This is a genomic window from Corallococcus silvisoli (genome assembly GCF_009909145.1).
Classification (GTDB): domain Bacteria; phylum Myxococcota; class Myxococcia; order Myxococcales; family Myxococcaceae; genus Corallococcus; species Corallococcus silvisoli.
This window is the reverse complement of record NZ_JAAAPJ010000017.1, coordinates 95,425-118,993: the sequence shown is the minus strand read 5'-3', so window position 1 is coordinate 118,993 and position 23,569 is coordinate 95,425. Positions and strand designations below refer to the sequence as shown.

The following is a 23,569-nucleotide window of genomic DNA, read 5'->3' as shown; positions in this document are numbered from 1 at the left end:
GACTCTAGCCCAGGCGACCGCACGGCGGCACCCCTCCAGTCCACCCGCGGTCCACTCCGGATGCCCGCCTGCCTTGGGGGCGCGGGCACTGCCGGGGATGCGCGCGGCCTGGGGACTTCACCTGCGCGGACTCAGGCCGACAGGATGTCCTCGGGCGTGTAGTACGCCCGGTGGGGCGAAGGTGATGACACCACGCCGAAGTAGCGGAACATCCGCTCGTGGTGGGTGGCCAGCCCGCGCAGCTGCACCGCGTTCTGCTTCAGGCCGTGGGTCAGGACGCCCACCGCGCTGTCCTTGAACTCGCGCAGGTGCGCGAAGTCCAGGACCACCTCGCTCTGGGCCAGGGCCTGGAGCGACACGCGCAGCTCCTGCGCCGTCCTCCCGTCCAACGTCCCCTCCAGGCGCAGGGTGACACGACCCGCCGCCTCCTCCCGATGAATCTGAAGCCCCGTCATGTTCCGCGCTCCCGCTGAGGTGTGCACGTGTGTGCCGCCTGTGATGGTCATTGGCGGCTGAGGCACGGCCCGGACCCCTGGGGGAGTTCGGGATTCCCACGGCGTCATGGGGGTGCACAGCCGGAGGCGAACAGTGCACCTTCACGGGCCAAGGGGGCAGTGGCAGGCGCGCAACTTCCGCTCGAGTGTTGTCGAGCGGGCGAAGCGCGTGTCACGCAGCGGTCAACCCTTGCGGTCGTTCGTCGGCTGCTCGGCACGCAGGCTCACCGCGTGCTCCTGCTGGGCCTTCAGCTTGCGGAACTCCTTCACGACCTTGGCGGGGTAGCCGGCCATGAACTTCACCCGGTTCGCCTTCTTGGCCAGGATGCGCTTGGCCAGCCCGGGGCCCGCGTTGTAGGCGACGAGCGCGCCCTCGACGGAGCCGAAGCGGCCGATCAGGTCCGCCAGGTAGGCGGTGCCCAGGTTCACGTTGGTCTCGAAGTCGAACAGGTTGGTGTGGCGGCCCAGCTGGTAGCCCGCCTTGTCCGCCAGGTACTTGCCCGTGTCGGGCATCACCTGCATGAGGCCCATGGCGCCCACGCCGGACACCGCGTAGTTGTTGAACGAGGATTCGCAGCGGATCAGCGCCACCACCAGCAGCGGATCCAGGTTGTTGCGCTCCGCTTCACGGACGATGGAGACCGCCAGCCGCCGCTGCTGCCGCTCGGGGAGCCCGGAGGCGCGCACGGCCTCGGCCACACCCAGCTGCTCCGCGCGGAGGTAGTCGGCCTCGTCTTCGTACACCTGCAGTCGGGCCAGCGCCGCCTTGAGCTGCGCGTCCTTGCGCGCCAGCTCCTCCCTCAGGGCCGTCACGTCCGGCGCCTCGCCCCGCGCACCCGCCAGCACCTGCACCGGAAAGGCCCCGGCACCCGTCCCCACCAACACCGCCGCCGCCGCCATCGCCACCGTCCAACCCCGCATCTCGCCCTCCCCTGGCGCCCCGCCGCCCGCGCCCGCTGACTCGCCCACACCCAGAGGCTAAGCAGGCAACGTGCCAGCGTACGTTGCGTCCGCCCGCTGCCTCACGGATCCTTAAGAGAGGGTCTGAAACGGGGCGCGGCGCGTCTCCCGGTGTCCGGAAAAAATGCCCGGGCTGGGAAGTTTGTTGCCCAACCTGACCCTGCAGAAAGCGCCACCTGTTGCCGAGGGGCCTCCTCGTTCCTAGCTTGCGCCCGGTCTGATTCATGGGCCCTGTGTGGCGGGAGGCGTGGCGTGTACTGGACCATGGGCATCATCTTGCTGGTGTTGTGGGGGATGGGGCTGATCACCGGCTCGACGGAGGGGCACTGGGTGCACCTGCTGCTGGTGTTCTCGCTCATCGCGTTCGTGCTGGGCGTCGCGTCGCTGGGGCGCAGGCGGGGGCTGGCGTGAACCCGCCGGAGCTGGACATGGCGTGGCTGGAGTTGCCGCGAGACAAGGCGGGCTTCGTGCGGCGCGAGTGTCCCCGCTGCCAGCGCGCCTTCAAGACGCGGCCCAGCCGCCACGACGCGGGGATGCTGCAGCGGCTGCTGGCAGGCTACTTCCCCTTCGAGAACCTGCACGAGGCGTACACCGCGGAGGAGCTGCCCGCGTGGCACTGCCTGTACTGCGGCCACCGCGCGCTCCCGGACGCGTGGCTCACGCCGGATCAATCCGCGCACGTGGAGCAGATGGCGCGCGCGTGGGCGAACCACGTGCGGTACGAGCAGCTGGCGTACGTGCAGCGCACGCTGTCGCAGAACCCGCGGCCCACCTTCGTGTCGGTGGCGCCGGAGCCGCTGCCCCGGCCGCTGCCTCCGGACGAGGAGGTGCTGCGCACGCTCCCCCTGGTCTGCTGCGGTGAGGAGGTGCAGGCGTCGTGGGACTGGGACGCGCCCCTCATCTGTCCGCGCTGCGGCGCGCACCACGGCGGGCTTTCGGGCCGGCGTCAGGTGCGCCTGGAGTTCGTGAACGAGTAGCCCGCACCCGGAGGTGGACGGGGGGGCGCGCGGAGGGCAGGCTGCCGCGCGCGATGAAGCTGGCCCCCGCCGTCCGGGTGGTGTTCATGGCCCTGGTCCTGCTGGGGCCGGGCGCCGCGTCCGCCCATGCCGACGATCTCCTCTCCGCGCGGGTCGCCCGCGAGGCCGCGTCCCCGGAGCGCGTTCGGGAGACGCTCACCCTGACGCCGGACACGCTGCGCCTGCTGCTGCCCGGCCTTCCGCCCGCCCGCCCGGACGTGGACCGTGCGCCGTCCGCCGTGCTCCAGGCCCCGCGCCCGGAGGTGGAGGCACGGATCTGGAGCCGGCTCCCGCTGTCCGCGGACGGGGCGCCCTGCGTGCTCCAGTCCTCGGAGGTGGCATGGGATGACGCCAACGGCACGGCGGTGCTCGCCGCGGAGTTCACCTGCCCGCCGGGACGCCTCCGTCAGACGTTCGGCGTGCTGGACGCGCTGCCTCCGGGCTACCGGCTGATCCGCGCGGGCGGTGGAGCCGAAGGCGGGTTCGCGGGCGCGGACTTCGCGGATCGGGAGCATCCCACGCTGGACATGGAGGGCGCGGGCGGGGCGGCGGAGGGCTTCGCCGGTTGGGTGGGCGAGGGCGTCCGCCACATCCTGGGAGGTGTGGATCACCTGCTGTTCCTCCTGGCGGTGCTGCTGGTGGGCGGCTCGTTCCGGCGCATCCTGGTGCTGGTGACGTCGTTCACGCTGGCGCACTCGCTGACGCTGGGGCTCACGGCGCTGGGCGTCTTCACGCTGTCCGCGCGCGGCACGCGGTGGGCCGAGGCCGCGATCGCCGCGTCCATCCTCTATGTGGCGCTGGAGAACCTGCTCTTGCGCCGGCACGCGCACCGCGCGGGGACCACCTTCCTGTTCGGCCTGGTCCATGGGCTGGGCTTCGCGAGCGTGCTCGGCGGCTACGGGCTGGGCGACGCGGTGGTGCCCGCCCTGGCCGGCTTCAACCTGGGCGTGGAGATGGGGCAGGCCGCGGTGGTGGCCCTGCTGGTGCCGGTGCTGCGCATCCTCCAGCGGAGGCCCCGGCTGCACTCGAGGGTGGTGGGCCTGTCATCCATGTGCCTCGCGGGAGTCGGGCTTTATTGGATGGTTGCTCGCGCGGTCGGTTGAATTACCCCTCCTGCGTTCCTAGCTTGCGTCTGACGAGGGTGGGGGAGGGACGCTGATGGGTGCGAGGCATACACGGCTGGCCGCCGCACTGGCCGCCGCGTGGGAGGCGGAAGTGGTGTCGGCCCGGCGCATGACGGGGTTGGCGGAGCGCATGACCGACGCACGGGTTCGGGCACGGCTGATGGTGCTGGCCGCGTTCTGCCGAGCCCATGCGTCGCGGCTGCTGGCCCGCCTGGCGGCGCTGGGGCGGGGCCCGCTGCCGGTGCCTCCGGAGGAGATCGACCTGGATCCGGACACGGTGCTGGAGCTGCGCCGCGAGGGGGCCTTCGCCCGTGCGTCGGCCGCTCGCTATGAGACGACCGCGGAGATGGCGCGCCAGCACGCGGACCTGTCGTCCGCGTGGGTGTGCGAGCTCAACCGGACCGAGGAGCAGGACCGCGCCCGGGAGCTGCTCGCCCTGGCGGAGGGGGCCCTGGCGGCGGTGCGGCGGGAATCCCAGGTGGTGGCGGCCCCCGCGGACTCCTGAAAACGGGGCCGGGCGCGCGGGACGCGCTCGGCCGGTGACAGTCCCGGCGTCTTGGGCGTATGAATCCGCCCATGGCGAAGGAGAGCTACAACGATCTCATCTTCCAGCTCGGCGACCTGGCCCGGGACGTCCTCCCGGGCAAGCCGAACTGCCCCCGCTCCATGGAACGCGTCTACCGCGCCGAAGAGGTGCTGGAGGCGCGCCGGGACGAACTGGCGGCGCTGGAAGCGGAGATGAACGACGAGGACGTGGCGTACCAGGACTTCCTGGCGCAACACGAGGACGACTGCGCGGCCCAGAAGGAGATCACCGGCCGCTTCCAGCGGGCCGTGACGGCGGTGGAGGGCAAGGTGAAGGGCCTGCGCAAGACGCTGGCCACCCGCCGCGCCGACCTGCGCTACGCCATCGTGGGCCTGAAGAAGCTGGAGGTGAAGCTCGCGGACCTGGAGATGACCACCCAGGACCCCGCGAAGCTGGACGCCGCCAAGCAGAACCTCAAGAAGAACCGCATCGCCCAGATGCGCCTGGCCCGCGAGGTGGAGGACTGGGAGGCCCAGCTGGCCACCGCCCTCACGCCCACCCCCGGCCAGCCCGGCGCCGCCGGCATCCTGGCGCACAAGCGCCTGATCGAGCTGGAGGACGCCGCCGAGGAGCAGAAGAGCGGGCACGACACCCGCATGGCGGAGCTGGATCAGTCCATCGCGGCCAAGGAGGAGGAGATCAAGGGCGCGGAAGATTATCTGGATCAAGCCCTGTTCCTCCTCGGCGAAGAGGTGTATGCCCAGCGCATCGCGGAGAGGCAGCTGGAGCCTTTCTACAAGCGGCTGGACGTCGCGCAGTAAAGAGGCCGCTCACCCTTGGTGCTTGACGTGAGGGGCGTGTTTGCTATCTTGCGCCGCTTCCTGGCGGCCGCGGGGACGCGTGTAGGCCAGTTCATTGATTTCATTGGGCTTTCGGCGCCACGGGCGCTCGCTGTGAGGACGACGTGAAGGGTCTGATTGGCAAGAAGATCGGCATGACCCAGGTGTTCAACGACGAGGGCAACCTCGTTCCGGTGACGGTCATCGACGTCAACACCTGTCTGGTGGTCGGCAAGCGCACCCCGGAGAAGGATCAGTACTCCGCGGTGACCGTGGGCTTCGGCGAGGTTCGCGAGAAGGTCCTGAACAAGCCGCAGCTCGGCTTCTTCAAGAAGGCCAGCGCCACGCCGCGCCGCCACCTGCGTGAGTTCCGGGTCACGGCCGAGGAGGCCGCCGGTTTCAACGTGGGCGACGCCATCAAGGCGGACCTGTTCTCCAAGGGCGAGCTGGTGGATGTCACCGGCGTGACCAAGGGTCGCGGCTTCTCCGGCGTCATGCGCCGCTGGAGCTTCAAGGGTTCGCAGACCAAGACGCACGGTACGCACGAGTACCAGCGTCACCCGGGCGCCATCGGTCAGCGTAAGACGCCGGGCCGTACGTACCCGAACAAGAAGATGCCGGGTCACTACGGCGTCGACCGCGTCACCACGCAGAACCTGACCGTGGTGGACGTGGACGTGGAGAAGGGCCTGGTGCTCGTGAAGGGCGCGGTGGCCGGCCACAACGACGGCATCGTCATCGTGCGCCCCAGCATCAAGGTGGCCATGCGCGCGCAGCACAAGGCCGCGCGCTAGTCCTTCCGCAGCTGACGCCGGGGCGCTTCACCGCGCCCCGCTGACGCCCCGCTTCCGGCACCCTCGGGTTCCGGGCGGGGCGTTCGTCGTTTCCAGTGCGTCGCGCGTGCGCGGGCCCCGCGGGAGGCCCCGCATCCCCGTGGAAACGTTGAGTGCTGGTCGCCCTGGCGGCAAAGGGCGAAAACTTTACCGACTGTCGCTGGGATCCGCTTGCGGCGAAGGGGCGCCGTGCTCACATGGCTCTCCTACGCCGGTGCCTCGCCGTCGCGGTTGACGGGACGCGACCGGATCACCCAACGGCCCACCCCCGGGCCGGGCAGGAGATATGAAAGCACGCACGCTTCGCGTCTTCGCCGCGCTGAGCCTCTCGCTGACGGCGCTCGGCGCCGCCGCCCAGGAAGACGGCGTCCTGGATTCGGCGGTCGTCCGCAACCGGCTCTACACGCCCGCGGGCCACCCGGAGCTGTCCCTGTCCGTGGGCCTGCCGGTGCAGACGCACCTGACGGCGCACTACTTCTTCGACCTGGGGCTGGCCTACAACCTGTTCGACACGTTCGCGCTGGAGGTCCGCGCGGGCTACGCGGCCAGCCGCCACACGGGCCTGGCGCGCTCCATCTCCGAGTCCTTCCTGGACCGCGAGGACAAGCGCGTCACGGACGAGCTGGAAGACCTCTGGCAGATGAACCTGCACGGCGTCGCTGGCGTGCGGTGGGCTCCCATCTACGGGAAGATCAGCCTCGTCGCGGACATCCCGGTGCACTTCCAGACGTACCTCTGGGCGGGCGGTGGCTTTGGCAACCTGAAGCGCCAGTCCGTCATCCAGTGCACCCAGGTGGTGGATCGGGCCGCGGGCGTCTGTGACAACCGCACGTCCGTGGACGACCGGGGCAGCGCGACGGAGAACTTCTGGGTGAAGGAGTCGCGCGTGGCGCCGTTGGTGTCCGCCGCGCTGGGCTTCCGCTTCTTCATCCAGGAGCACCACGGCATCCGGCTGGAGCTGCGCGACTGGATCTTCAAGGACAGCTACCGCGTGAACCTCCTGCGTGACGACTGGGAGGCCGGAAGGCCCACCGGTGAACCCGCGAGCAGCCCGGGCCTCACGCACCTGGTGCAGTTCGACCTTGGCTACACCTACTCCTTCTGACCCTCCCTATGCGACCCTTCCGTTCCATCGCGCTCCTCGTCGCCGCGGTGCCTGCCCTTGCGTTCGCGCAAGGCGCGGCCCCAGCGCAGCCGCCGGCGGCTCCGGGCCCGGATGCGACCGCGCCGGCCTCTCCGTCACCCGCGGAACCTCCGGAGCGCGCGCGCACCCAGCGCGAGGCGCCCGCGGTGCCCCAGTCGGCACCGGAATCCACCCAGGCTCCGGCGCGCGCCGCCCCCGTCACCGACGAGGATGACGCGGACGGCACGCCCTCTCCCCGGCCCCAGGCTCCGGCCGCCAGCGGCCCCACGTCCGGCACCGCGCCCGCGGATGCGCCGGTGCTGGACACCGATGAGGCTCCGCGCACCACGGACGCGCAGCAGCAGCGGCTGGTGAATGGCGCGCCGCTCTACAACCCGAACGTCAACGTCCACATCGTCCAGAAGAAGCGCTTCGCGGACGAGGGCAAGCACGAGCTGGCGCTGTACCCCGCCGTGGTGCAGGTGAACGGCAAGTTCACCAACCACGTGGGCACCGCGCTCCACTACGTCTACCACCTGCAGGAGAACTTCGCCCTCCAGGTGGGGGGCCAGTACAACTGGTACTCCGACGAGAGTGGCTTCAACCTGGAGCTCATCGACAAGGTGCGCGAGCAGGCCCAGGCCGCGTCATCGCTGCTGCTCCAGTGGGGCGCGCACGCGGGCGTGGAGGTCACGCCGCTCTACGGCAAGTTCGCCTTCTTCAACAACTCGCTGGCGCAGTTCAGCGTGGTGCTGAGCGGTGGCGCGGGCATTGGCAAGACGCGCCACCTCATCCGCCCGGCGGTCGCCAACGAGGTGGACGGCACGACGTACCAGGTGCCCGCGCGCTTCGGCGACACCGGCAACAAGTTCCTGGGAGAGGTGGGCGGCGGCTTCCGCGTGCAGTTCGGCAAGTCCTACGCCATCCGCCTGGAGGTGCGCGACCTCATCTACACCGCGCGCGTGGACAAGGTGGACGGGTGCAACCTGTCGGACTTCGAGGCGCTGGAGGCCGCGCGCGCCGCCAACCAGCCCTTCGACGGCCTGGCGCTGAGCGGCAGCTGCAAGGTGGCGAAGTTCGATGGCGTGGACCCGAAGACGAAGAAGAACTACCGCGAGGACATCATCCTCGGGAGGGACCTCGTCGCCGAGCCTTCGTCGGACGTCCTCAACAACGTCAGCTTCTATGCTGGCTTCTCGGTGCTCTTCTAACCATGTCCCGACTGCTTCGACTCCTTGTCGTCCTCGGGCCCCTCTGCCTGCCCGCCGCCGCCTTCGCCCAGCAGGACGTGGGCGCCTACAACCGCGCGCTGTCCGCGTTCAACGCGGGCCAGTTCGACACCGCCGCCCCCCTCTTCGCGCAGCTCGCCGAGGGGGCGGACACGGACCTGAAGGGCAAGGCCGAGTACTACCTGGCGCAGACCTTCGCGAAGAAGGACCTGCCCGTCGCGGCCTTCATCTCCTACGCGGCCATCGTCAACGCCGGCCCCAAGCACCCCTCGTACCTCAAGGCCATCGAGGGGCTGGTGGACATGCAGCAGCGGCTGGATGAGCAGAACCTCATCCCCAGCATCCTCAACCAGGCCTACTCCGACGAGGTGCGAGACCAGTGGGTCACGCTGCCCAAGGAGGTGCTCGCGCGCATCAACTACCTGGTGGGCACCGCCAGCCAGCGACGCATGCGCTTCGAGGAGGCGCGCGCGCTGCTGGAGGCCGTGCCTCCCGACAGCCGCGTCTACGCCAAGGCCCGCTACCTGCTGGGCATCGTGCTCGCGGATCCGCGCTTCCCGGGCCGTCCCGGGGAAGGGGAGGCGCTGGACCAGGAGGCCCTCGCCGCGTTCCAGGCCGTGCTCTCCACGAAGGAGCCGCAGGTGGACCTGCGGGAGACGCGCGAGCTGGCGCTCCTGGGCCTGGGGCGCGTGCACTACCGTCGGGGCGAGTACGCGGACGCGGTGAAGGCGTACGAAGGCGTGCCCCGCTACGCGCGCTTCTGGGATCAGGCGTTGTTCGAGAACGGCTTCGCCCGCTTCCAGAACGAGGACTTCGGCGGCGCGCTGGGCAGCCTCCAGGCGCTGCACGCGCCCCAGTTCGAGGGCGCCTTCCAGCCGGAGTCGTGGATCCTCAAGTCCACCGTCTATTACTACTCGTGCCTCTACGACGAGGTGAAGACGACGCTCGCCGCGTTCGACGAGCGCTACGGCCCCATGGCCAAGCAGCTGGAGCCCTTCACCGGAGACGACCTGCCGCCCGTGCAGGCCTTCAACCTGGTGGCGTCGGAGAACCGCCGCCTGCCGCGCGCGGTGTACCTGTGGATCCGCAACAACGAGCGCATCCGGGAGGTGATGCGGACCCTCACCCGCGTGGACGAGGAGAAGCGCGCCATCAGCGAAGGGCCGTGGCGTGGCACCCCGTTCGCCGCGCAGACCGTGGCGTCGCTGGAGGACGTGCGCGGCACCCTGCTGCAGGTGGGCGGCACGCTCGCGAAGAACCGCATCCAGGAGGCCGCGGACAACCTCCGCACGTTCTCCGACCAGGCGGAGATCATCCGCGTCCAGACGGCGCTCGATGAGAAGGACCTCTTCTCCGCGGGCGTGGACCAGAAGGCGCTGCTCTCGCGGCAGTCGCTCTACCGTCCGAAGATGCCGGGCGCGTCGTGGAACTACTGGCGCTTCCAGGGCGAGTTCTGGATCGACGAGATCGGCTACTACCAGTACACGCTCAAGCGCGGCTGCCCCGCCCGTCAGGAGAAGTAGCGACGAGGTGGGAGCCGGGTGCACCCGGCCTCCCCAGGCAGTACCCCCGAGGCCCCTTCCCCGTGACGCAGGTCGCGGAGGATGGGGCCTTTTTTCAGCGTGTTGAGTCCTGGAAGGTGCCCCCGCGTGATGGCGTACGCCGGGGCACAAGGCATGTTCCGGGCCACTTCTCAATCTGGGTACCCGCGTCTACTTTCCGTCGTCCCTCCCCGGTTGGGCAGAAGTTTGCCCAGGGTTGGCGAGGCGCGGTTCTCCAGGAGCTCGCATGAAGGTGGTTCTTCGGTTCGGTGCACTGGCGGTGGGCGTCGCGCTCGCGGCCGGTGGGGTGGGGGAGGCGGCGGAGCCGACAGCTCCGCCGCGCAAGGCGGCGACGAAGAAGTCCTCTTCGACGGCGAAGGCCGGGAGCAAGAAGGGCGAGGCCGCCACCCAGAAGGACAAGGCGGACGCCAAGAAGGCGGAGCTGCCACCCGGCGTCGCGCCCCAGGACATGCGCAAGGGCCCGGCGCGGGTGAAGCCCGCCACGGCCAAGTTCGCGGATGTGCCGCGCATCGCGGACTCCAAGCGCGAAGCGCTCGCGGACAAGAAGCGCGACGAGGCCATCGAAGGCTTCAAGCGCCTCATCCCCAAGCTCCAGGAGACCTCCACGCAGCGGGCGGAGATGCAGTACCGCCTGTCGGAGCTCTACTGGGAGAAGTCCAAGTACCTCTACCAGTTGGAGATGGAGAAGTTCCTCGCGGCGGAGAAGGCCTATGACGCGGCGGTGGCGCGCGGCGACAAGGCCTCCGCGCCGGAGCAGGACCACCGCGAGTCCGAGCGCTACCGCGCGGAGACGATGCGCATCTACGAGGACATCCTCCGCGACTATCCGCAGTACCCGGCCCGCGACGAGGTGCTCTTCTCGCTGGGCTACAACCTCTACGAGCTCAACCGCCGCGAGGACGCGGTGGCGCGCTACGAGGAGCTGATCCGCGACTTCCCCAAGTCGCAGTTCGTCCCGGACGCGTACATCCAGCTGGGCAACCACTACTTCGAGAACAACAAGCTGGCCCCCGCGAAGGTCAACTACGAGAAGGCGCGCGACTCGGGCGTGCCGAAGATCTACGCCTACGCGACCTACAAGCTGTCCTGGTGTGACTTCAACGCGGGCGACCTGGACGCGGGCCTCAAGAAGCTGCACGAGGTGGTGGACTACGCGGGCCAGCGCGGCGAGGAGCTGGGCGACCTGCGCACCGAGGCGCTCAACGACCTGACGGTCTTCTACGTCCAGTTGGATCAGCCCAAGGAGGCGCTCGCCTACTTCAAGCAGAAGGCCCCGCCGAAGCGCCAGGGCCGGCTGCTCGCGAAGACGGCCGCGGGCCTGGTGGACGCGGGCCACTTCGACAGCGCCATCCTGGTGTACCGCACCCTCATCGACGACGCGCCCATGGGCACGAACGCGCCGGAGTACCAGCAGGCGGTGGTGCGCGCCTATGAAGGCCTGCGTCAGCGCCAGCAGGTCCGCAAGGAGATGAAGCGGATGGTGGACCTCTACCGCCCGGGCGGCGAGTGGTGGACCACCAACGCGGGCAACGCGGGCGTGCTGCGCAACGCCTTCAGCGTCACCGAAGAGGCGATGCGCGTGATGGTCACGGAGTACCACCAGGAGGCGCAGAAGACGCGCCAGGTGGAGACCTACCGGCTCGCGCGCGACATCTACAAGCAGTACGTGGACGCGTTCGCGTCCAGCGACAACCCGGAGTTCGTCGCGGACTCCGCCTTCAACATCCGCTTCTTCTACGCGGAGATCCTCTGGGCCCTGGAGGAGTGGCAGGCCGCCGCGGCCGAGTACGACGCCGTCGTGGCCTTCAAGATCCCGGACCGCGACTCCGCGCGCGAGGTCTCCAACGAGGCCTACCGCAAGTCCGCCGCGTACAACGCGGTGCTCGCCTACGACAAGCTCGTCAAGATCGAGCGCGGCCAGCTCTCCAAGAGCGACCTGAAGGACGGCCAGAAGGTCGACGAGAAGAAGGACAAGGGCGACGTCGCCAAGCAGAAGCTCGTCAAGCGCGACGCCAAGGAGCAGGAGGAGCAGCCGCTCACGAAGTTCGAGGACCGGCTGGTCGCCGCGTGCGACACGTACAACTCCCTCTACCCGGGCAACCAGGATGAGATCGACCTGCGCTATCAGGCGGCCGTCATCCTCTACGACCGCGCGCACTTCGTGGACGCGGCCCACCGCTTCGGGGAGATCATCGAGAAGTTCCCGGAGGAGCGCCGCTCGCGCGACGCCGCGGACCTGACGATGTACGTGCTGGAGAGCCGCGAGGAGTGGCAGGAGCTCAACACGCTGTCGCGCAAGTTCCTGGGCAACAAGAAGCTGTCCAAGCCCGGCTCCGACTTCGCCCAGCGCGTGGCCCGCGTGGTGGAGGGCAGCCAGTACAAGTACGTGGATGAGGTCGTCTACAAGCAGGAGAAGAACCCGGCGAAGGCCGCCGAGGCGTTCCTCTCCTTCGTGACGGAGTTCCCCAAGTCGGAGAACGCGGACCGCGCGCTCACCTACGCGATGGTCATCGCGCAGGAGGCGGGAGAGGTGGACAAGGGCATCACCGCCGGCGAGCGCGTCCTCAAGGAGTACCCGAACAGCAACTTCGAGCTGCAGACGCGCTACACGCTGTCCGGCCTCTACGAGAAGGTCGCCGAGTTCAAGAAGGCCGCGGCCATGTCCGATTCCTTCGTGGCCGCCTACGACGATGCGATGAAGGCCCGCGAGGCCTCGTCGAAGCGCGCCTCGGAGAAGAAGCCCAAGGCGGGCGCGGTGGCGAAGAAGGACACGCCGGGGGCCGCGGAGGACGCGGACTCCAAGCGCGAGCAGCGGGCCGCCGAGCGCAAGGCGCAGGTGGACTCGGCGGGCGCGTGGGTGGCGGACGCCCTCTTCAACGCGGGCGTCTGGTACGACGGCCTGGGCGAGTCCCAGAAGGCCGTCACCGCGTGGAACACCTACCTGGCGCGCTTCAAGGACCGCAAGGACGTGCCGCAGGTGGCCTTCTCCATGGGCCTCGTGTGGGAGAAGGAGAAGAAGTGGGGCGACGCGGCCCGCGCCTTCAGCCGCTTCGTGGAGGACTACGGCCGGGATTCACGCACCGCCGCGGGTCAGCCGTACCTGGCCCGGTACCACGAGCTGCTGGCGTACCAGAAGCTGCGGGACGTGCGCGGCCAGGAGAAGGCGCAGGACGAGCTGTTGCGCGGCTGGACCAAGCTGGCGGAGGGCGTCCGCAAGGACCCCGCGGTGCTCAACGCGTACGGCCACGCGCGCTTCCTGGCGCTGGAGCCCACGTGGAAGCGCTTCTCGGACATCAAGTTCACGCGCGTCTCCACCATCCGCCGCGACCTGACGGCCAAGCAGCGGGAGATGCAGCGCGTGGAGAAGGAATACGCGGCGGTGCTCGCGACGGGGTCCGGCGAGTGGGGCATCGCGGCGCTCACCCGCATCGGCCTGGCGTACGCGGACTTCGCTCGCAACATCATGGACTCGCCGGATCCCTCCGGCCTGGATGATGATCAGCTCAGCATGTATCGCGGCGAGCTGGAGACGCTGGCGCTGCCGCTGGAGGACAAGTCCAGCGAGGCGCTGGAGAAGGGCCTCCAGAAGGCCTACGAGCTGGGCATCTACAGCGAGTGGACGCTGGCCGCGCAGGACCAGCTCAACCGCTTCCGCCCGGGCGTCTACGCCCAGGTGAAGCCGGTGACGTACCGGGGCAGCAGTGATTCGCGCGTCGCCGCTGGCGTGCTGAAGGACCTCAACGGCCCCATCAGCGCCTCCGCGGAGCCGAAGCCCCAGACGCCGGCCACCCCGGCGGGCCAGGCGCCGGCCGCGGCGCGGGAAGGGGCGGAGGGCTCGACGTCCGAACCCACCGCGCTGCTCGAGGGGGGGCGGCCGTGAAGACGAACCACCGCGGCGACATTCGCAGCCAGTTCGAGGGGACGGGGACGACGGGGATGAACGGGTTTCGCACCAGAGGCATGTTCCTGGCGGGGGCCTTCGCCTTCGCCTTCACCACCGCGTGCGCCACGGGCCCCAAGCCCGTTCCTGTCGCGATGAACGCGGTGGAGAAGCCCGCCGCCGTGGTGCCCACCGCGCCCGTGCCTCCGCTGGCGGACAAGGGGGACGCCAACGCGCTGTTCGCGGAGGCGCTGAAGGCCTACGAGGCCGGCGACCTGGACACCGCTCGCAAGGGCTTCGAGGGGGTCGTGTCGAAGGAGCCCAAGGCGCTCAACGCGCAGTTCAACCTGGGCGTCATCGCGGAGAAGCAGGGCCGCCCGGCGGACGCCCGCGCGGCGTACGAGAAGGTCCTCTTCCTGGACCCCGCCCACACTCCGTCGGTGATGAACCTGGGCCTGATGCACCGGCACGAGGGGCAGTTGGACGAAGCCATCGCGCTCTACTCCAAGGCGCTCCAGGCGCCCGGCCACGAACACGACGAGCCCGTGCTCAACGCGCTGGCCGCGACGTACCGGCTCTCGGGGAAGCTGGACGAGGCGGAGGCCACCGGCCGGCGCGTGCTCGCGCGCAGCAAGGACAACCCGGAGGCGTACAAGACGCTGGCGCTGGTGGCGTACGACCGGGGGCAGTACCGCCTGGCGGAGCTGCTCATCGTCAACGCCCGCAAGGTCGCGCAGGACGACCCGGCCATCTCCAACACGCTGGGGATGATCTACCTGAAGATGGAGGACCGCCCGCGCGCGCTCGCCCAGTTCCAGAAGGCCGTGTCGCTGGATGACGCGTTCGCCCCCGGGCACCTCAACCTGGGCGCGCTGGCGCTGAGCTACCGCGACTACGCGGGCGCCGAGCGGGCCTTCACCAAGGCCCTGGCCCTGGAGCCCGACGGACTGGAGGGCCAGCTGTATCTGGCCTATGCGCTGGACGGCCAGAAGGGGGTGGATCCGAAGAAGGGCGTGGCCGCGGGCGAGGCGTTCGAGAAGGTGCTCGCGCGCTCCGCGGACCGGCCGGAGGCGGTGTGCGGCGCGGGCTGGGCGTACTCGGCGGACCGCTCGGGCTTCGAGAAGGCCATCGCGTTCCTCGACCGCTGCAAGGAGCTGTCCGCCACGTCGGCGCAGGACAAGCAGCTCATCACCGCCAAGGTGCAGGGCCTGCAGAACATGCTGAAGAACCCGCCCGCGGCCCCCGCGGCCACGGCGGGCGCGGAGGGCGAGCCCAAGAAGGACGCCGCCGCCACCGGGGGCGCGGGCTCGTCCGTGATGAACCAGCTGCCCCAGGACACCAGCGCGCCCGAGCAGGCGCCAGCGGACGGCGCCGAGGCGGCCGCTCCCCATCCGTCGAACAGCGAACAGGCGGCGCCCCCGGCTGCTCCAACGCCCTGAAGAAACAACAGTCGCCCTGGCTGGGAGGACGAGAACTTTCTTCTCTCCTCCAGCCCCCCGCGTGCAAGCGGCCGGGCGGCTCCCATAGAATCCAGGGGCTTGGAGTTGGTGCGAGCCCTGCATTGGAAATCGCGAAGCGGGCCAACGGGAGACTGCACATGAAGCGACTGCTGGCAGCGGTGATGATGGTGGGGGGGCTGGGCGCCGGCCCGGCGCTCGCTCAGGACCAGGGCAAGGACTCGGTGAAGGTCATCCAGGAAGAGGACCGCACCGTGTATCGCAAGAAGACAGTGATTGATTTCACGGACGTGGCGGTGGAGGGCGAGCTCACCAAGCCGGAAGGCTCCTACGTGCTCAACCGCAAGAAGACGGATTTCCAAAGCCTCATCAAGGTCCGGGAGAACTTCGACCCGGAACTGCAGAAGTCGGCGGACAATCTCTAGACGGCTCAGGCGGCGTTGAACGTTTTCGGGACGGGAAGGGAAGAAGGAAGAACTTCATGGCGGCGGCGAGAAAAAACGGTTTGACGCTTCGGATCACCACCCCGGACGGCTCCATCCAGGAGACGGTTTCGGAGGCGGAGAGTGTCATCGTGGGGTCGGGCGCCCAGGCGGCGGTGAAGATTCAGGATCCGCGGGTGTCCAACCTCCACGTGATGCTGAAGGTGGACCACGATGGCTCGGTGATGGCCATCGACCTGGGCAGCGAGGCTGGCACGCAGGTCTCCGGACAGAAGCTCGTCATCCCCACGGCCCTCAAGCCGGGGGACGTGCTCACGGTGGGCACGTCGCGAGTGGAGGTCCTCTTCGGTGACGCGCCCCGGCCGGTGGCTCCAGCCGCGGCGGTGGCGCAGCCCGGCATGTTCCAGCAGCGTCCGGTGATGCCACCGTCCCAGGCCCCACAGGCGGCGCCTCCGGTGCGGCGGGACGCGCCTGCGCCTCCCCGGGCTCAAATGAGCGCGGCCCCCGCGTCCAACGTGGTGGGCACGGTGGGGACGCCGCGCTCCGCTGCTTCGGGCGCGATGGGCACCCAGGTGGCCACGAACGTGGCGCCCACCCCGGTGTTCGGCCCTCCGGCGCCTCCGGCGGCGGCGCGCAGGCAGACACCCCCGGCGGTGGCCGCGGCGCGCAGGCCGCAGCCTCCTCCGCACTTGCAGGAGCCCTTGCCGAGGGACGCGCAGCCCACGCCGGACGCGAAGGTGCTCCAGGTGTCGCTGCTCTGGGGCGACCAGATGCTGGAGGTCCAGCACTTCAAGGACGGCGTCCCGGTCACCATCGGCGAGGGCAAGAAGAACGCCTTCCATGTGTTCGTGCCGCAGGTGGGCGCGCGCCACGTGCTCGCGGTGAGCAAGGGCGACAAGCTGGAGCTGCGCGCTCCGGCGGGCTCGGGCGTGTTCGTCACCAACAACGGGGACGTGCGCACGAAGGACGCGCTGCGCGCCGCGGGCCAGCTGGACGCGGCCTCCGCGGAGCAGGAGCAGCGCTTCACCCTGGGCCTGCATGACCGCGCGGAGGTGTCGCTGGGCACCGTCGCGTTCGTGATGCGCTACGTGAAGCCGTCTCCGGCCATCCTGGCGACGTCGCTTTCGGATCGCGACTTCGGCTTCTTCAAGATCGCCTCCATCTGCATCCTGGCGGCGGCGGCCTTCGTCACCGCGATGCTGCTGACGCCGCACACGGAGACGAAGTCCGCGGACGACGTCTTCGAATCCCAGCAGCGCGTGGCCAAGTTCCTCATCGCCCCGGAGAAGAAGGTGGAGGCGAAGAAGCTCCAGCTCTCCGGCGTGGAGGAGGGGGCCAAGGCCAAGGACGAGGAGGGCAAGTTCGGCAAGCAGGAGGCGAAGCAGGAGGAGGCCGCGCCCTCCAAGCCGGGCACGCCGGTGGTGGACAAGTCGAAGAAGGAGAAGGACCGCCAGATGGTGGGCAAGGTCGGCCTGCTGGGCGCGCTCAAGGGCATGAGGGGCGGCGCGTCGGACGTGTTCGGTCCGGGCGGCATTGGCACCGGCATCAACGACTCGCTGGGCGGCCTCAAGGGCGGCGCGGCCATGGGTGACGCGCACGGCGTGGGCGGCCTGGGCTCGCGTGGCACCGGCAACGGCGGTGGTGGCACGGCGCTGGGCATCGGCGGCCTGGGCACCCAGGGCAACGGCCGGGGCACGGGCGGCTCGGGTGGCATCGACCTGGGCGGTCGCGGCAAGTCCGTGACCAAGGTCATCCCCGGCAAGACGACGGTGATTGGCGGCCTGGACAAGGACGTCATCGCGAAGGTCATCCGGCGGCACCAGAACGAGATCAAGTACTGCTACGAGTCGGAGCTGAACAAGAACCCGGCGCTGGCCGGCAAGGTGGCGGTGGCCTTCACCATCGACCCGGCGGGCGCGGTGGCGGACGCCAGCGTGTCGGAGTCCACGCTGGGCAGCAGCCCCGCGGAGCAGTGCATGATCTCCCGCATCCGCCGCTGGAAGTTCCCGGAGCCCAAGGGCGGCGGCGTGGTGAACGTGACGTACCCCTGGCTGTTCTCGCCCTCGGGCGCGGACGCGGCCGAGTAGCGCGGGCCGGAAGCCGTCGAGTGGAAGACCCAAGTGGCGTGGACGCAACGGTCCACGCCATTTTCATTTTTCCCCGCTGCCGTTTCGTGCGCGGCATCACTACTGTCCGTCCGTTGCTCCTCGGCGTGCGAGGGAGCAGGAGGGCAACCGTGACGGGAGGAGTCGTGAGGAAGTCGCTGCTGTTGGCCGCGCTCGCGCTGGCGACGCCGGCCCTGGGGGCCACTCCGCCGGAGGGCGTGGAGTTCCAGCCGCGCCAGGGGTTCTTCACCGAGACCGACGTCGGTGTGTTCTTCACGCTGGGCGGCGCGAACAACTACTCCAACGCGCAGACCTACCTGCAGCTGGGCATCGGCTACGACCTGACGGAGCGGCTGTCGCTGGGGGCCCACTTCGCGCTGGGCGCCTCCGCGCAGAACTGCTTCGCGGGGTTCCTTCCGGACTCCAACGTGTGCGCGCTGTCGGACAACTTCACGGTGGCCTTCGGCGACCTGACGGCCGCCTACCACGTGAGGCTGGCCAACCGCTTCTACCTGACGCCCAAGCTGGCCGCGGGCTACACGCGGTTGGATCCGACGCCGGTGGATCCCGACAAGGGCGACCCGGGCCGCTCCATCAACGCCTTCAACGCGGGCGTGGGCGTGGGCGTGGAGTACGCGACGTCCCTCGACCACTTCTCGGTGGGGGCGGACTTCCTCGCGCGCTACATCATCGGGCCGAACATCGCGACGTTCGCGCTGTTCCCGCGCGTGAAGTACACGTTCTGAGCGCCCGCCCGGGACCGCCACCTCACGGGGTGCGCGGCGCCGGTGGGACGGGGCCAGGCGCGCGCCGGGCGTACTCGGCGGGCGGGCAGCCCACGACCCGGCGGAAGTCGCGGATGAAGTGCGCTTGATCGAAGTAGCCCAGCTCCAGCGCCAGTCCCGCCAGGTCTGGCGGAGGCGTTTCGCGCAGCCGCTCGGCGGCCTCGTGCAGCCGGTAGCGCTGGATGACCCACTTGGGGCTCACGCCCACGTAGCGGTTGAACAGCCGCTGCAGCGTGCGCAGGCCCGGGCCTCCGGAGAGGAGCAGGTCCTCCACCTTCGTCACCGTGCGGTCCTGCTGGATGCGCGTGAGCAGCCCCCACACCCGCTCCACGTTCGGATCCTCCGCGGGCCTGCGCGCACGCAGGAAGGCCTCCGCCAGCGCGATGCGTTCGCGGTCCGCGTCGAGGGTGACGTTCGTGGCGAGGATGGCCACCTCCAGTTCACGCGCCTCCGGACCCAGCAGCTGGGCCGGCGCCACGGTGCGACCGGTGAGGACGGACACGGGGGTCTTCAGGAAGGGGAAGAAGCCCCCGGGCCGGAACTTGATGCCGAACACGCCGCCCAGCCCCTGCAGGAGGATGCTGAAGCGCCCGGAGTGCGGGCCGCCGATGCGCGACGTGCCGTCCTGGAAGGCCCAGTGCACGGCCGGATGAGGGAGGTTCTGCTGGAGGAACGGGGGCTGTTCCCGCAGGTCCCAGCGCACGGCCCAGAAATGCTCGACCCAGGGGCGCAGGTCCTCCGAGGCGAGGACGCGCATGTGCTCGAAGTGCCTCGGATCCGGACGGGGATACAGCAGGCCCCGGGGGCTGCCAGCGTTCGACTCCACGGGGTTCCACCTCCTTGCCCGGACCGGTGTCATCACGTCCGGCGGTCGGATGCTAGCGGGTCCATTCCGCTCGGCGCATGCGGGCCGCACCGGCGGTGGGAGCAGGGGCACCGCGCCGCGAAGCACGGCGCGGACGTGCTCGATTCGCGCATCGACTGACGGCGGACACGAGGCACGACTCCGGGCCGGATTCAGTCCCCTCTCGCGTGTGCGCACCCTGGATCGGTCCCTCGACGACCTTGCCAGGTGTGTTCATGACTCCTGTTGTCCGTCCCCGCGCGGGTGCGCTGGTGCTGGCGCTGGTGGTGTCCCTGCTGTCCACCCCCTCGCTCGCGCAAGGCATCACGCTTCCGTATGGGGACACGTGTTGGGGCACCGGGGCGGACGCGGACGGCGACGGGCTGAACGACGACTGCGAGCTCCAGGTGGCGGCCGCCTTCATGCCGTCGCTGTGGATTGCCCGGAACGAGCGGGGCGCGGGCCGCCGGCCGTACTTCGCGGTGAAGTCCCAGTCCTTCGCCCTGCGCACGCTGCGCATCTTCTACATGGATGCCCTCTACGAGGACCAAGGGGTGCTCGGCGGTCTGGTGGACGCGCATGACGGCGACAGCGAGTTCCAGGTGCTGGAGGTGCACTTCTCCGACGGGAGGTGGCTCCTGGATGCCGCGTTCCTGTCCGCGCACCTGGAGACGTTCTGTGACTCCTCCGCCTGGTACGGCTATGCGCAGCTGGAATACGCCTCCGTGTTCCGGGGCGCGCCGCGCATCTACATGGCCCGGGACAAGCACGGCACGTACAACACCCTGTCGTCGTGCGACCGGGGCGGCTGCTACGTGGACGACTGTTCCCAGGGGAAGCAGGAGGCGCTGGATCCGGGCAACCGGCTCGTTGCTCGCAACGTGGGCTCCACGGGCGCGCCGTTGATCAACGCCGTCACCTTCAACGGCCAGACGGAGCGGCTGTTGGATGACGTGGAGTTCAAGGGCTGGGACAACCAGTGGTACCGGCCCAACTCCACGCCGTATCGCGGGCGGCTCGTCCGCTTCGGCTTCTAGCGCGCCATGCGTTCCACTCCGCCCCTGAAGGAGCCGGGCCTGCGCCCCCGCACGCGCATGGTGCTCGCGGCCGGTGGCGTGGTCGCGGGGAGCCTCCTGCTCGCGGGCCTGGATGCGCCCGACGGCACCGTCGCCGGACCGTCACCGACCCTCCCGTTCGAGGTGGAGGCCCCGGACGCGCCTCCCGCACCGCCCGGCTCCGAAACCCCGCGCCTGTCCCTCGCCGTGCCCGTGCTCGCCGATGGAGGCACGGCGGAGGACGCCCGGCTCGCCCGGGTCCTGGGGGAGGTCTGGGAGCCCGTGGCCTCGTCGGCCTTCATCGAGCAACTCGACACGGAGCGTCCCTGGGTCTGCGCGGGGGACACCGTTGGCGTCCTCGCCAGGGTGGGGGGGCGCCGGGAGCCGGGCATGGTGACGCGCTGGGTCTGGCCCACGCAGGAGGGCCGCGCCGCGCTCCAGCCAGGGCCGGGGCTGGACTGGCCCGCGCCGTCGACGCCGGGGCTCTACCCGGTGCGCTTCCAGCTCTGCCGCGACCTTGGAGGCCGCCGCGTCGGGGTGCTGGCGGAGCGCACGGTGCTCCTGGACGTGCGGGCCTGCGAGCCCGACGCCGGGCGGGAGTCGCCGCGCATCCGCGCGCGGCAGGACGGTCCGGCGACCTTCACCTTCGAGGTCCAGACGCCGCGAGGAGCGCCCTCCCTCACCGGGTACATCTGGGATTTGGGGGACGGCGCCCTGGAGGAGACATCCGGGCCCCGGCTTGAACACAGCTATGCGCTGGCGCCCTCCGAGGGCATGGATCCGCGCGGCTTCACGGTGCGCGTGCGGGATCGGACGGCGCCGGACGCGGACCCGGACGTGGAGGTGGCCTGGGCCGCCACGGCCTTCGTGAGCGTCCGTCCGGCGGCGCTCCCGGAGCTGCCTCCGCGCGTGGAGCTGAGGGTGTCCCGGTGGCGGCCGGAGAAGGGGGGCGGCGGCTGGCGCAGCGAGGTCTCCGTCGTCATCCCGCGGGGCGCGGAGGCCGTCACGTGGACCGAGGTCGAGCGCATCCTCGTGCGGGTGGACCGCCAGCGGTTGTCCACCCGGATGCCCTGGGAGCGCGCGCTCGTCGTCGAGGAGTCGCTGGAGCGCGGCGGCTTCCGAGGCACGGTGGCGGTGCACCCGGAGGAGGTGACGCCCGACATCCAGCAGGTGCTGGACGTCCTGCATGGCCGCGACGCGCGCGGCGAGGACGTGGTGGTGTCCTGGGCCTCGTTCAAGCAGGACCTGCCCTGAACGAAGAAGAGGCCGTCCCCGGGTCAGGGAACGGCCTCCTCGAACCTTCTCAGCGGAGCCGTGAAGCCCTCACTCCGCCTCGCTGCGCTCTTCGCGCTTGCGGTCGCGCTCGGCGCGGTAGCGCTCGCCGACGGCCAGCGCCTTCTTGCGCATGCGCACGGACTTGGGCGTCACCTCGACGAGCTCGTCGTCGGCGATCCACTCCAGGGCCTTCTCCAGCCCCATCTCGCGCGGCGGGACGAGGATGACGTTCTCGTCGCGGCCGGCGGCGCGGATGTTGGTGAGCTTCTTCTCGCGGCAGCAGTTGACGTTGAGCTCGGACGGGTGCGCGTTCTCGCCGATGATCATCCCCTCGTACACGGTGGTGCCCGCGCCCACGAAGAGCTGGCCGCGCTCCTGGATGCTGAACAGCGCGTAGGGCACGGTGTCGCCCAGGCGGTCGGAGACCATGGCGCCGTTGGCGCGCTTGGGGATGTAGCCGAACCACGGCTCGAAGCCGTCGAACTGGCTGCTCATGATGCCCTCACCGCGCGTGATGGTGAGGAACTCCGAGCGGAACCCGATGAGGCCGCGCGCGGGGATGCGGAACTGGAGGCGGGTGCGGCCCGAGCCCAGCGGCGCCATGTCCGTCATGCGGCCCTTGCGGGGCCCCAGGCGCTCCGTCACCACGCCCACGCTGTTCTCCGGCACGTCGCAGAAGAGCAGCTCCATGGGCTCGTGGACCTGGCCGTCCACCGTCTTGGTGATGGGCTCCGGGTTGGAGGCCGTGAGCTCGTAGCCCTCGCGGCGCATGTTCTCGATGATGACCGCCAGCGCCAGTTCGCCACGGCCCACCACGCGGAACGCGTCCGGGGTCGCGGTGTCCTCCACGCGCACGGCCACGTTGCGGTACGCCTCGCGGTACAGGCGCTCACGCAGGTTGCGGGAGGTGACGAACTTGCCCTCCTTGCCCGCGAGCGGCCCGTCGTTGACCTTGAAGATCATCATCATCGTGGGCTCATCCACGGTGATGCGCGGCAGCGCCACGGGCTTCTCGAAGTCCGCGATGGTGTCGCCGATGGAGATCTCCTCGATGCCCGCGATGGAGACGATCTCACCCGGGCCCGCGTCCGCGATCTCCGCGCGCTTCAGGCCGGAGAAGCCGTACAGCTTCACGACCTTGCCCTGCTGGATCTTCCCGCCCTCGCGGACGATGGACACCGGCATGTTCGGCGTGATGCGGCCCGCCTGCACGCGGCCCACCGCCAGACGGCCGACGTAGTCGTCGTAGTCCAGGTTGGCCACCAGCAGCTGGAGCGTCGTCTGGTCCACCGGCGGCGCGGGCGGGGGCGGGATGTGCTTGATGATGGCGTCGTACAGCGGCTCCAGCGTCTTGCCCGGCACCTCCAGCGACGTGGAGGCCTGACCCTGGCGCGCGATGGTGTAGAGGACGGGCATCTCCAGCTGCTGCTCGTCCGCTCCCAGGTCGATGTAGAGCGAGTACACCAGGTCCAGCACGTCCTTGGCCCGGGCGTCCTGGCGGTCGATCTTGTTGATGACCAGCACCGTCTTCAGGCCCATGGCCAGCGCCTTGCTGAGCACGAAGCGCGTCTGGGGCAGGGGGCCTTCGGCCGCGTCCACCAGCAGGATGACGCCATCGACCAAGCGCAGGCCGCGCTCCACCTCGCCACCGAAGTCGGCGTGGCCCGGGGTGTCGATGATGTTGATCTGCATCCCCTTGTAGGAGACCGCGGTGTTCTTCGCGAGGATGGTGATGCCCTTCTCGCGCTCGAGGTCGTTCGAGTCCATGACCCGTTCGGCCACGTGCTCGTTGGAGCGGAAGGTACCGGCCTGCCGGAGCAGGTGGTCGACGAGGGTGGTCTTGCCGTGGTCGACGTGAGCGACAATGGCGACGTTGCGGATGTTTTCGCGAGAGATCATGCGGACCAACTGACAGAAAGAAGGTGCGAGGAGACACGCCCAGAACGGGGAGTCTCAATCCCACCGGAACCCGGAAGGCGGGGGCTTATATGCCGGGGGCTTCCCGCCTGCAATGAACGC

The 23,569-nt window shown here is 69.9% G+C and carries 20 protein-coding genes; 16 read left to right on the top strand and 4 right to left on the bottom strand.

The window, feature by feature from the left end; all coding sequences use genetic code 11:
• Positions 1–131: 131 nt before the first annotated feature.
• Both GTY96_RS29130 and GTY96_RS29125 read right to left on the bottom strand, forming a co-directional pair.
• On the bottom strand, positions 132–455 hold the full coding sequence (locus tag GTY96_RS29130; RefSeq protein WP_143909020.1) for an STAS domain-containing protein: 324 nt from the start codon (positions 453–455) through the stop codon (positions 132–134).
• A 222-nt stretch (positions 456–677) separates the two neighbouring features.
• On the bottom strand, positions 678–1,415 hold the full coding sequence (locus tag GTY96_RS29125) for a lytic transglycosylase domain-containing protein (protein ID WP_143909022.1): 738 nt from the start codon (positions 1,413–1,415) through the stop codon (positions 678–680).
• A gap of 291 nt (positions 1,416–1,706) precedes the next feature.
• Here GTY96_RS29125 and GTY96_RS29120 point away from each other — a divergent pair, with 291 nt between their 5' ends.
• The 14 genes from GTY96_RS29120 to cglE all read left to right on the top strand — a co-directional run bounded on the left by GTY96_RS29120 (position 1,707) and on the right by cglE (position 18,337).
• A complete protein-coding gene (locus tag GTY96_RS29120) occupies positions 1,707–1,865 on the top strand; it encodes a lmo0937 family membrane protein (protein WP_143909024.1) in 159 nt (52 codons plus the stop codon).
• Complete coding sequence (locus tag GTY96_RS29115; protein ID WP_255443003.1) at positions 1,862–2,431, top strand: hypothetical protein; 570 nt, start codon at positions 1,862–1,864, stop codon at positions 2,429–2,431. The genes GTY96_RS29120 and GTY96_RS29115 overlap by 4 nt, the downstream gene beginning before the upstream one ends.
• A 53-nt stretch (positions 2,432–2,484) precedes the next feature.
• The gene (locus GTY96_RS29110) at positions 2,485–3,573 is read left to right on the top strand and encodes a HupE/UreJ family protein (protein ID WP_235685948.1); all 1,089 of its coding nucleotides are present in this window, start codon (positions 2,485–2,487) and stop codon (positions 3,571–3,573) included.
• Between the two features lie 55 nt (positions 3,574–3,628).
• Positions 3,629–4,099, top strand: coding sequence for a hypothetical protein (locus GTY96_RS29105; RefSeq protein WP_143909026.1), 471 nt, complete (start codon positions 3,629–3,631; stop codon positions 4,097–4,099).
• A gap of 71 nt (positions 4,100–4,170) precedes the next feature.
• Positions 4,171–4,941 (top strand): hypothetical protein, encoded by a 771-nt coding sequence (locus GTY96_RS29100; RefSeq protein ID WP_143909028.1) that lies wholly within the window; start codon positions 4,171–4,173, stop codon positions 4,939–4,941.
• 143 nt (positions 4,942–5,084) lie between these two features.
• Positions 5,085–5,753: a 50S ribosomal protein L3 gene (rplC, locus tag GTY96_RS29095; RefSeq protein WP_143909030.1), complete on the top strand. Its 669-nt coding sequence runs from the start codon at positions 5,085–5,087 to the stop codon at positions 5,751–5,753.
• 325 nt (positions 5,754–6,078) lie between these two features.
• On the top strand, positions 6,079–6,897 hold the full coding sequence (locus tag GTY96_RS29090; RefSeq protein WP_161666445.1) for an outer membrane beta-barrel domain-containing protein: 819 nt from the start codon (positions 6,079–6,081) through the stop codon (positions 6,895–6,897).
• Positions 6,898–6,905: 8 nt separating this feature from the next.
• Positions 6,906–8,126 carry an outer membrane beta-barrel domain-containing protein gene (locus GTY96_RS29085; protein ID WP_161666444.1) on the top strand — a complete coding sequence of 407 codons (1,221 nt, stop codon included), beginning with the start codon at positions 6,906–6,908 and terminating at the stop codon, positions 8,124–8,126.
• A 2-nt stretch (positions 8,127–8,128) separates the two neighbouring features.
• Positions 8,129–9,667, top strand: a complete 1,539-nt coding sequence (locus tag GTY96_RS29080) for a tetratricopeptide repeat protein (RefSeq protein WP_143909036.1) — start codon at positions 8,129–8,131, stop codon at positions 9,665–9,667.
• 265 nt (positions 9,668–9,932) lie between these two features.
• Positions 9,933–13,586 carry a tetratricopeptide repeat protein gene (locus tag GTY96_RS29075; protein ID WP_161666443.1) on the top strand — a complete coding sequence of 1,218 codons (3,654 nt, stop codon included), beginning with the start codon at positions 9,933–9,935 and terminating at the stop codon, positions 13,584–13,586.
• Complete coding sequence (locus GTY96_RS29070) at positions 13,583–15,025, top strand: tetratricopeptide repeat protein (protein WP_143909040.1); 1,443 nt, start codon at positions 13,583–13,585, stop codon at positions 15,023–15,025. The genes GTY96_RS29075 and GTY96_RS29070 overlap by 4 nt, the downstream gene beginning before the upstream one ends.
• 158 nt (positions 15,026–15,183) lie before the next feature.
• Entirely contained in the window at positions 15,184–15,468 is a 285-nt protein-coding gene (locus GTY96_RS29065) for a hypothetical protein (RefSeq protein WP_161666442.1), read from the top strand.
• Positions 15,469–15,524: 56 nt separating this feature from the next.
• A complete protein-coding gene (locus GTY96_RS29060) occupies positions 15,525–17,573 on the top strand; it encodes a TonB family protein (protein ID WP_161666441.1) in 2,049 nt (682 codons plus the stop codon).
• Positions 17,574–17,737: 164 nt separating this feature from the next.
• Positions 17,738–18,337, top strand: a complete 600-nt coding sequence (gene cglE / locus GTY96_RS29055; protein WP_143909082.1) for an adventurous gliding motility protein CglE — start codon at positions 17,738–17,740, stop codon at positions 18,335–18,337.
• A gap of 22 nt (positions 18,338–18,359) precedes the next feature.
• On the opposite strand, the gene GTY96_RS29050 is transcribed toward cglE, so the two are convergent.
• Positions 18,360–19,202 carry an AraC family transcriptional regulator gene (locus GTY96_RS29050; protein ID WP_161666440.1) on the bottom strand — a complete coding sequence of 281 codons (843 nt, stop codon included), beginning with the start codon at positions 19,200–19,202 and terminating at the stop codon, positions 18,360–18,362.
• A gap of 254 nt (positions 19,203–19,456) precedes the next feature.
• On the opposite strand from GTY96_RS29050, the gene GTY96_RS29045 reads away from it, so the two are divergent.
• Together GTY96_RS29045 and GTY96_RS29040 are read left to right on the top strand one after the other, a co-directional pair.
• Entirely contained in the window at positions 19,457–20,257 is an 801-nt protein-coding gene (locus tag GTY96_RS29045; protein WP_143909048.1) for a hypothetical protein, read from the top strand.
• 6 nt (positions 20,258–20,263) lie between these two features.
• Positions 20,264–21,529 (top strand): PKD domain-containing protein, encoded by a 1,266-nt coding sequence (locus GTY96_RS29040; RefSeq protein WP_161666439.1) that lies wholly within the window; start codon positions 20,264–20,266, stop codon positions 21,527–21,529.
• A 69-nt stretch (positions 21,530–21,598) separates the two neighbouring features.
• Here GTY96_RS29040 and typA read toward each other — a convergent pair whose 3' ends face one another.
• Positions 21,599–23,449, bottom strand: coding sequence for a translational GTPase TypA (gene typA, locus GTY96_RS29035; RefSeq protein WP_143909052.1), 1,851 nt, complete (start codon positions 23,447–23,449; stop codon positions 21,599–21,601).
• Positions 23,450–23,569: the final 120 nt, after the last annotated feature.

What these genes read in the sequence shown, in the direction of transcription:
- GTY96_RS29130 (WP_143909020.1), bottom strand. Translation starts at nt 455, where the DNA reads ATGACGGGGCTTCAGATTCATCGGGAGGAGGCGGCGGGTCGTGTCACC.
- GTY96_RS29125 (WP_143909022.1), bottom strand. Translation starts at nt 1,415, where the DNA reads ATGCGGGGTTGGACGGTGGCGATGGCGGCGGCGGCGGTGTTGGTGGGG.
- GTY96_RS29110 (WP_235685948.1), top strand. Translation starts at nt 2,485, where the DNA reads ATGAAGCTGGCCCCCGCCGTCCGGGTGGTGTTCATGGCCCTGGTCCTG.
- GTY96_RS29105 (WP_143909026.1), top strand. Translation starts at nt 3,629, where the DNA reads ATGGGTGCGAGGCATACACGGCTGGCCGCCGCACTGGCCGCCGCGTGG.
- GTY96_RS29100 (WP_143909028.1), top strand. Translation starts at nt 4,171, where the DNA reads ATGGCGAAGGAGAGCTACAACGATCTCATCTTCCAGCTCGGCGACCTG.
- GTY96_RS29090 (WP_161666445.1), top strand. Translation starts at nt 6,079, where the DNA reads ATGAAAGCACGCACGCTTCGCGTCTTCGCCGCGCTGAGCCTCTCGCTG.
- GTY96_RS29085 (WP_161666444.1), top strand. Translation starts at nt 6,906, where the DNA reads ATGCGACCCTTCCGTTCCATCGCGCTCCTCGTCGCCGCGGTGCCTGCC.
- GTY96_RS29080 (WP_143909036.1), top strand. Translation starts at nt 8,129, where the DNA reads ATGTCCCGACTGCTTCGACTCCTTGTCGTCCTCGGGCCCCTCTGCCTG.
- GTY96_RS29075 (WP_161666443.1), top strand. Translation starts at nt 9,933, where the DNA reads ATGAAGGTGGTTCTTCGGTTCGGTGCACTGGCGGTGGGCGTCGCGCTC.
- GTY96_RS29065 (WP_161666442.1), top strand. Translation starts at nt 15,184, where the DNA reads ATGAAGCGACTGCTGGCAGCGGTGATGATGGTGGGGGGGCTGGGCGCC.
- GTY96_RS29060 (WP_161666441.1), top strand. Translation starts at nt 15,525, where the DNA reads ATGGCGGCGGCGAGAAAAAACGGTTTGACGCTTCGGATCACCACCCCG.
- GTY96_RS29045 (WP_143909048.1), top strand. Translation starts at nt 19,457, where the DNA reads ATGACTCCTGTTGTCCGTCCCCGCGCGGGTGCGCTGGTGCTGGCGCTG.
- GTY96_RS29040 (WP_161666439.1), top strand. Translation starts at nt 20,264, where the DNA reads ATGCGTTCCACTCCGCCCCTGAAGGAGCCGGGCCTGCGCCCCCGCACG.
- typA (WP_143909052.1), bottom strand. Translation starts at nt 23,449, where the DNA reads ATGATCTCTCGCGAAAACATCCGCAACGTCGCCATTGTCGCTCACGTC.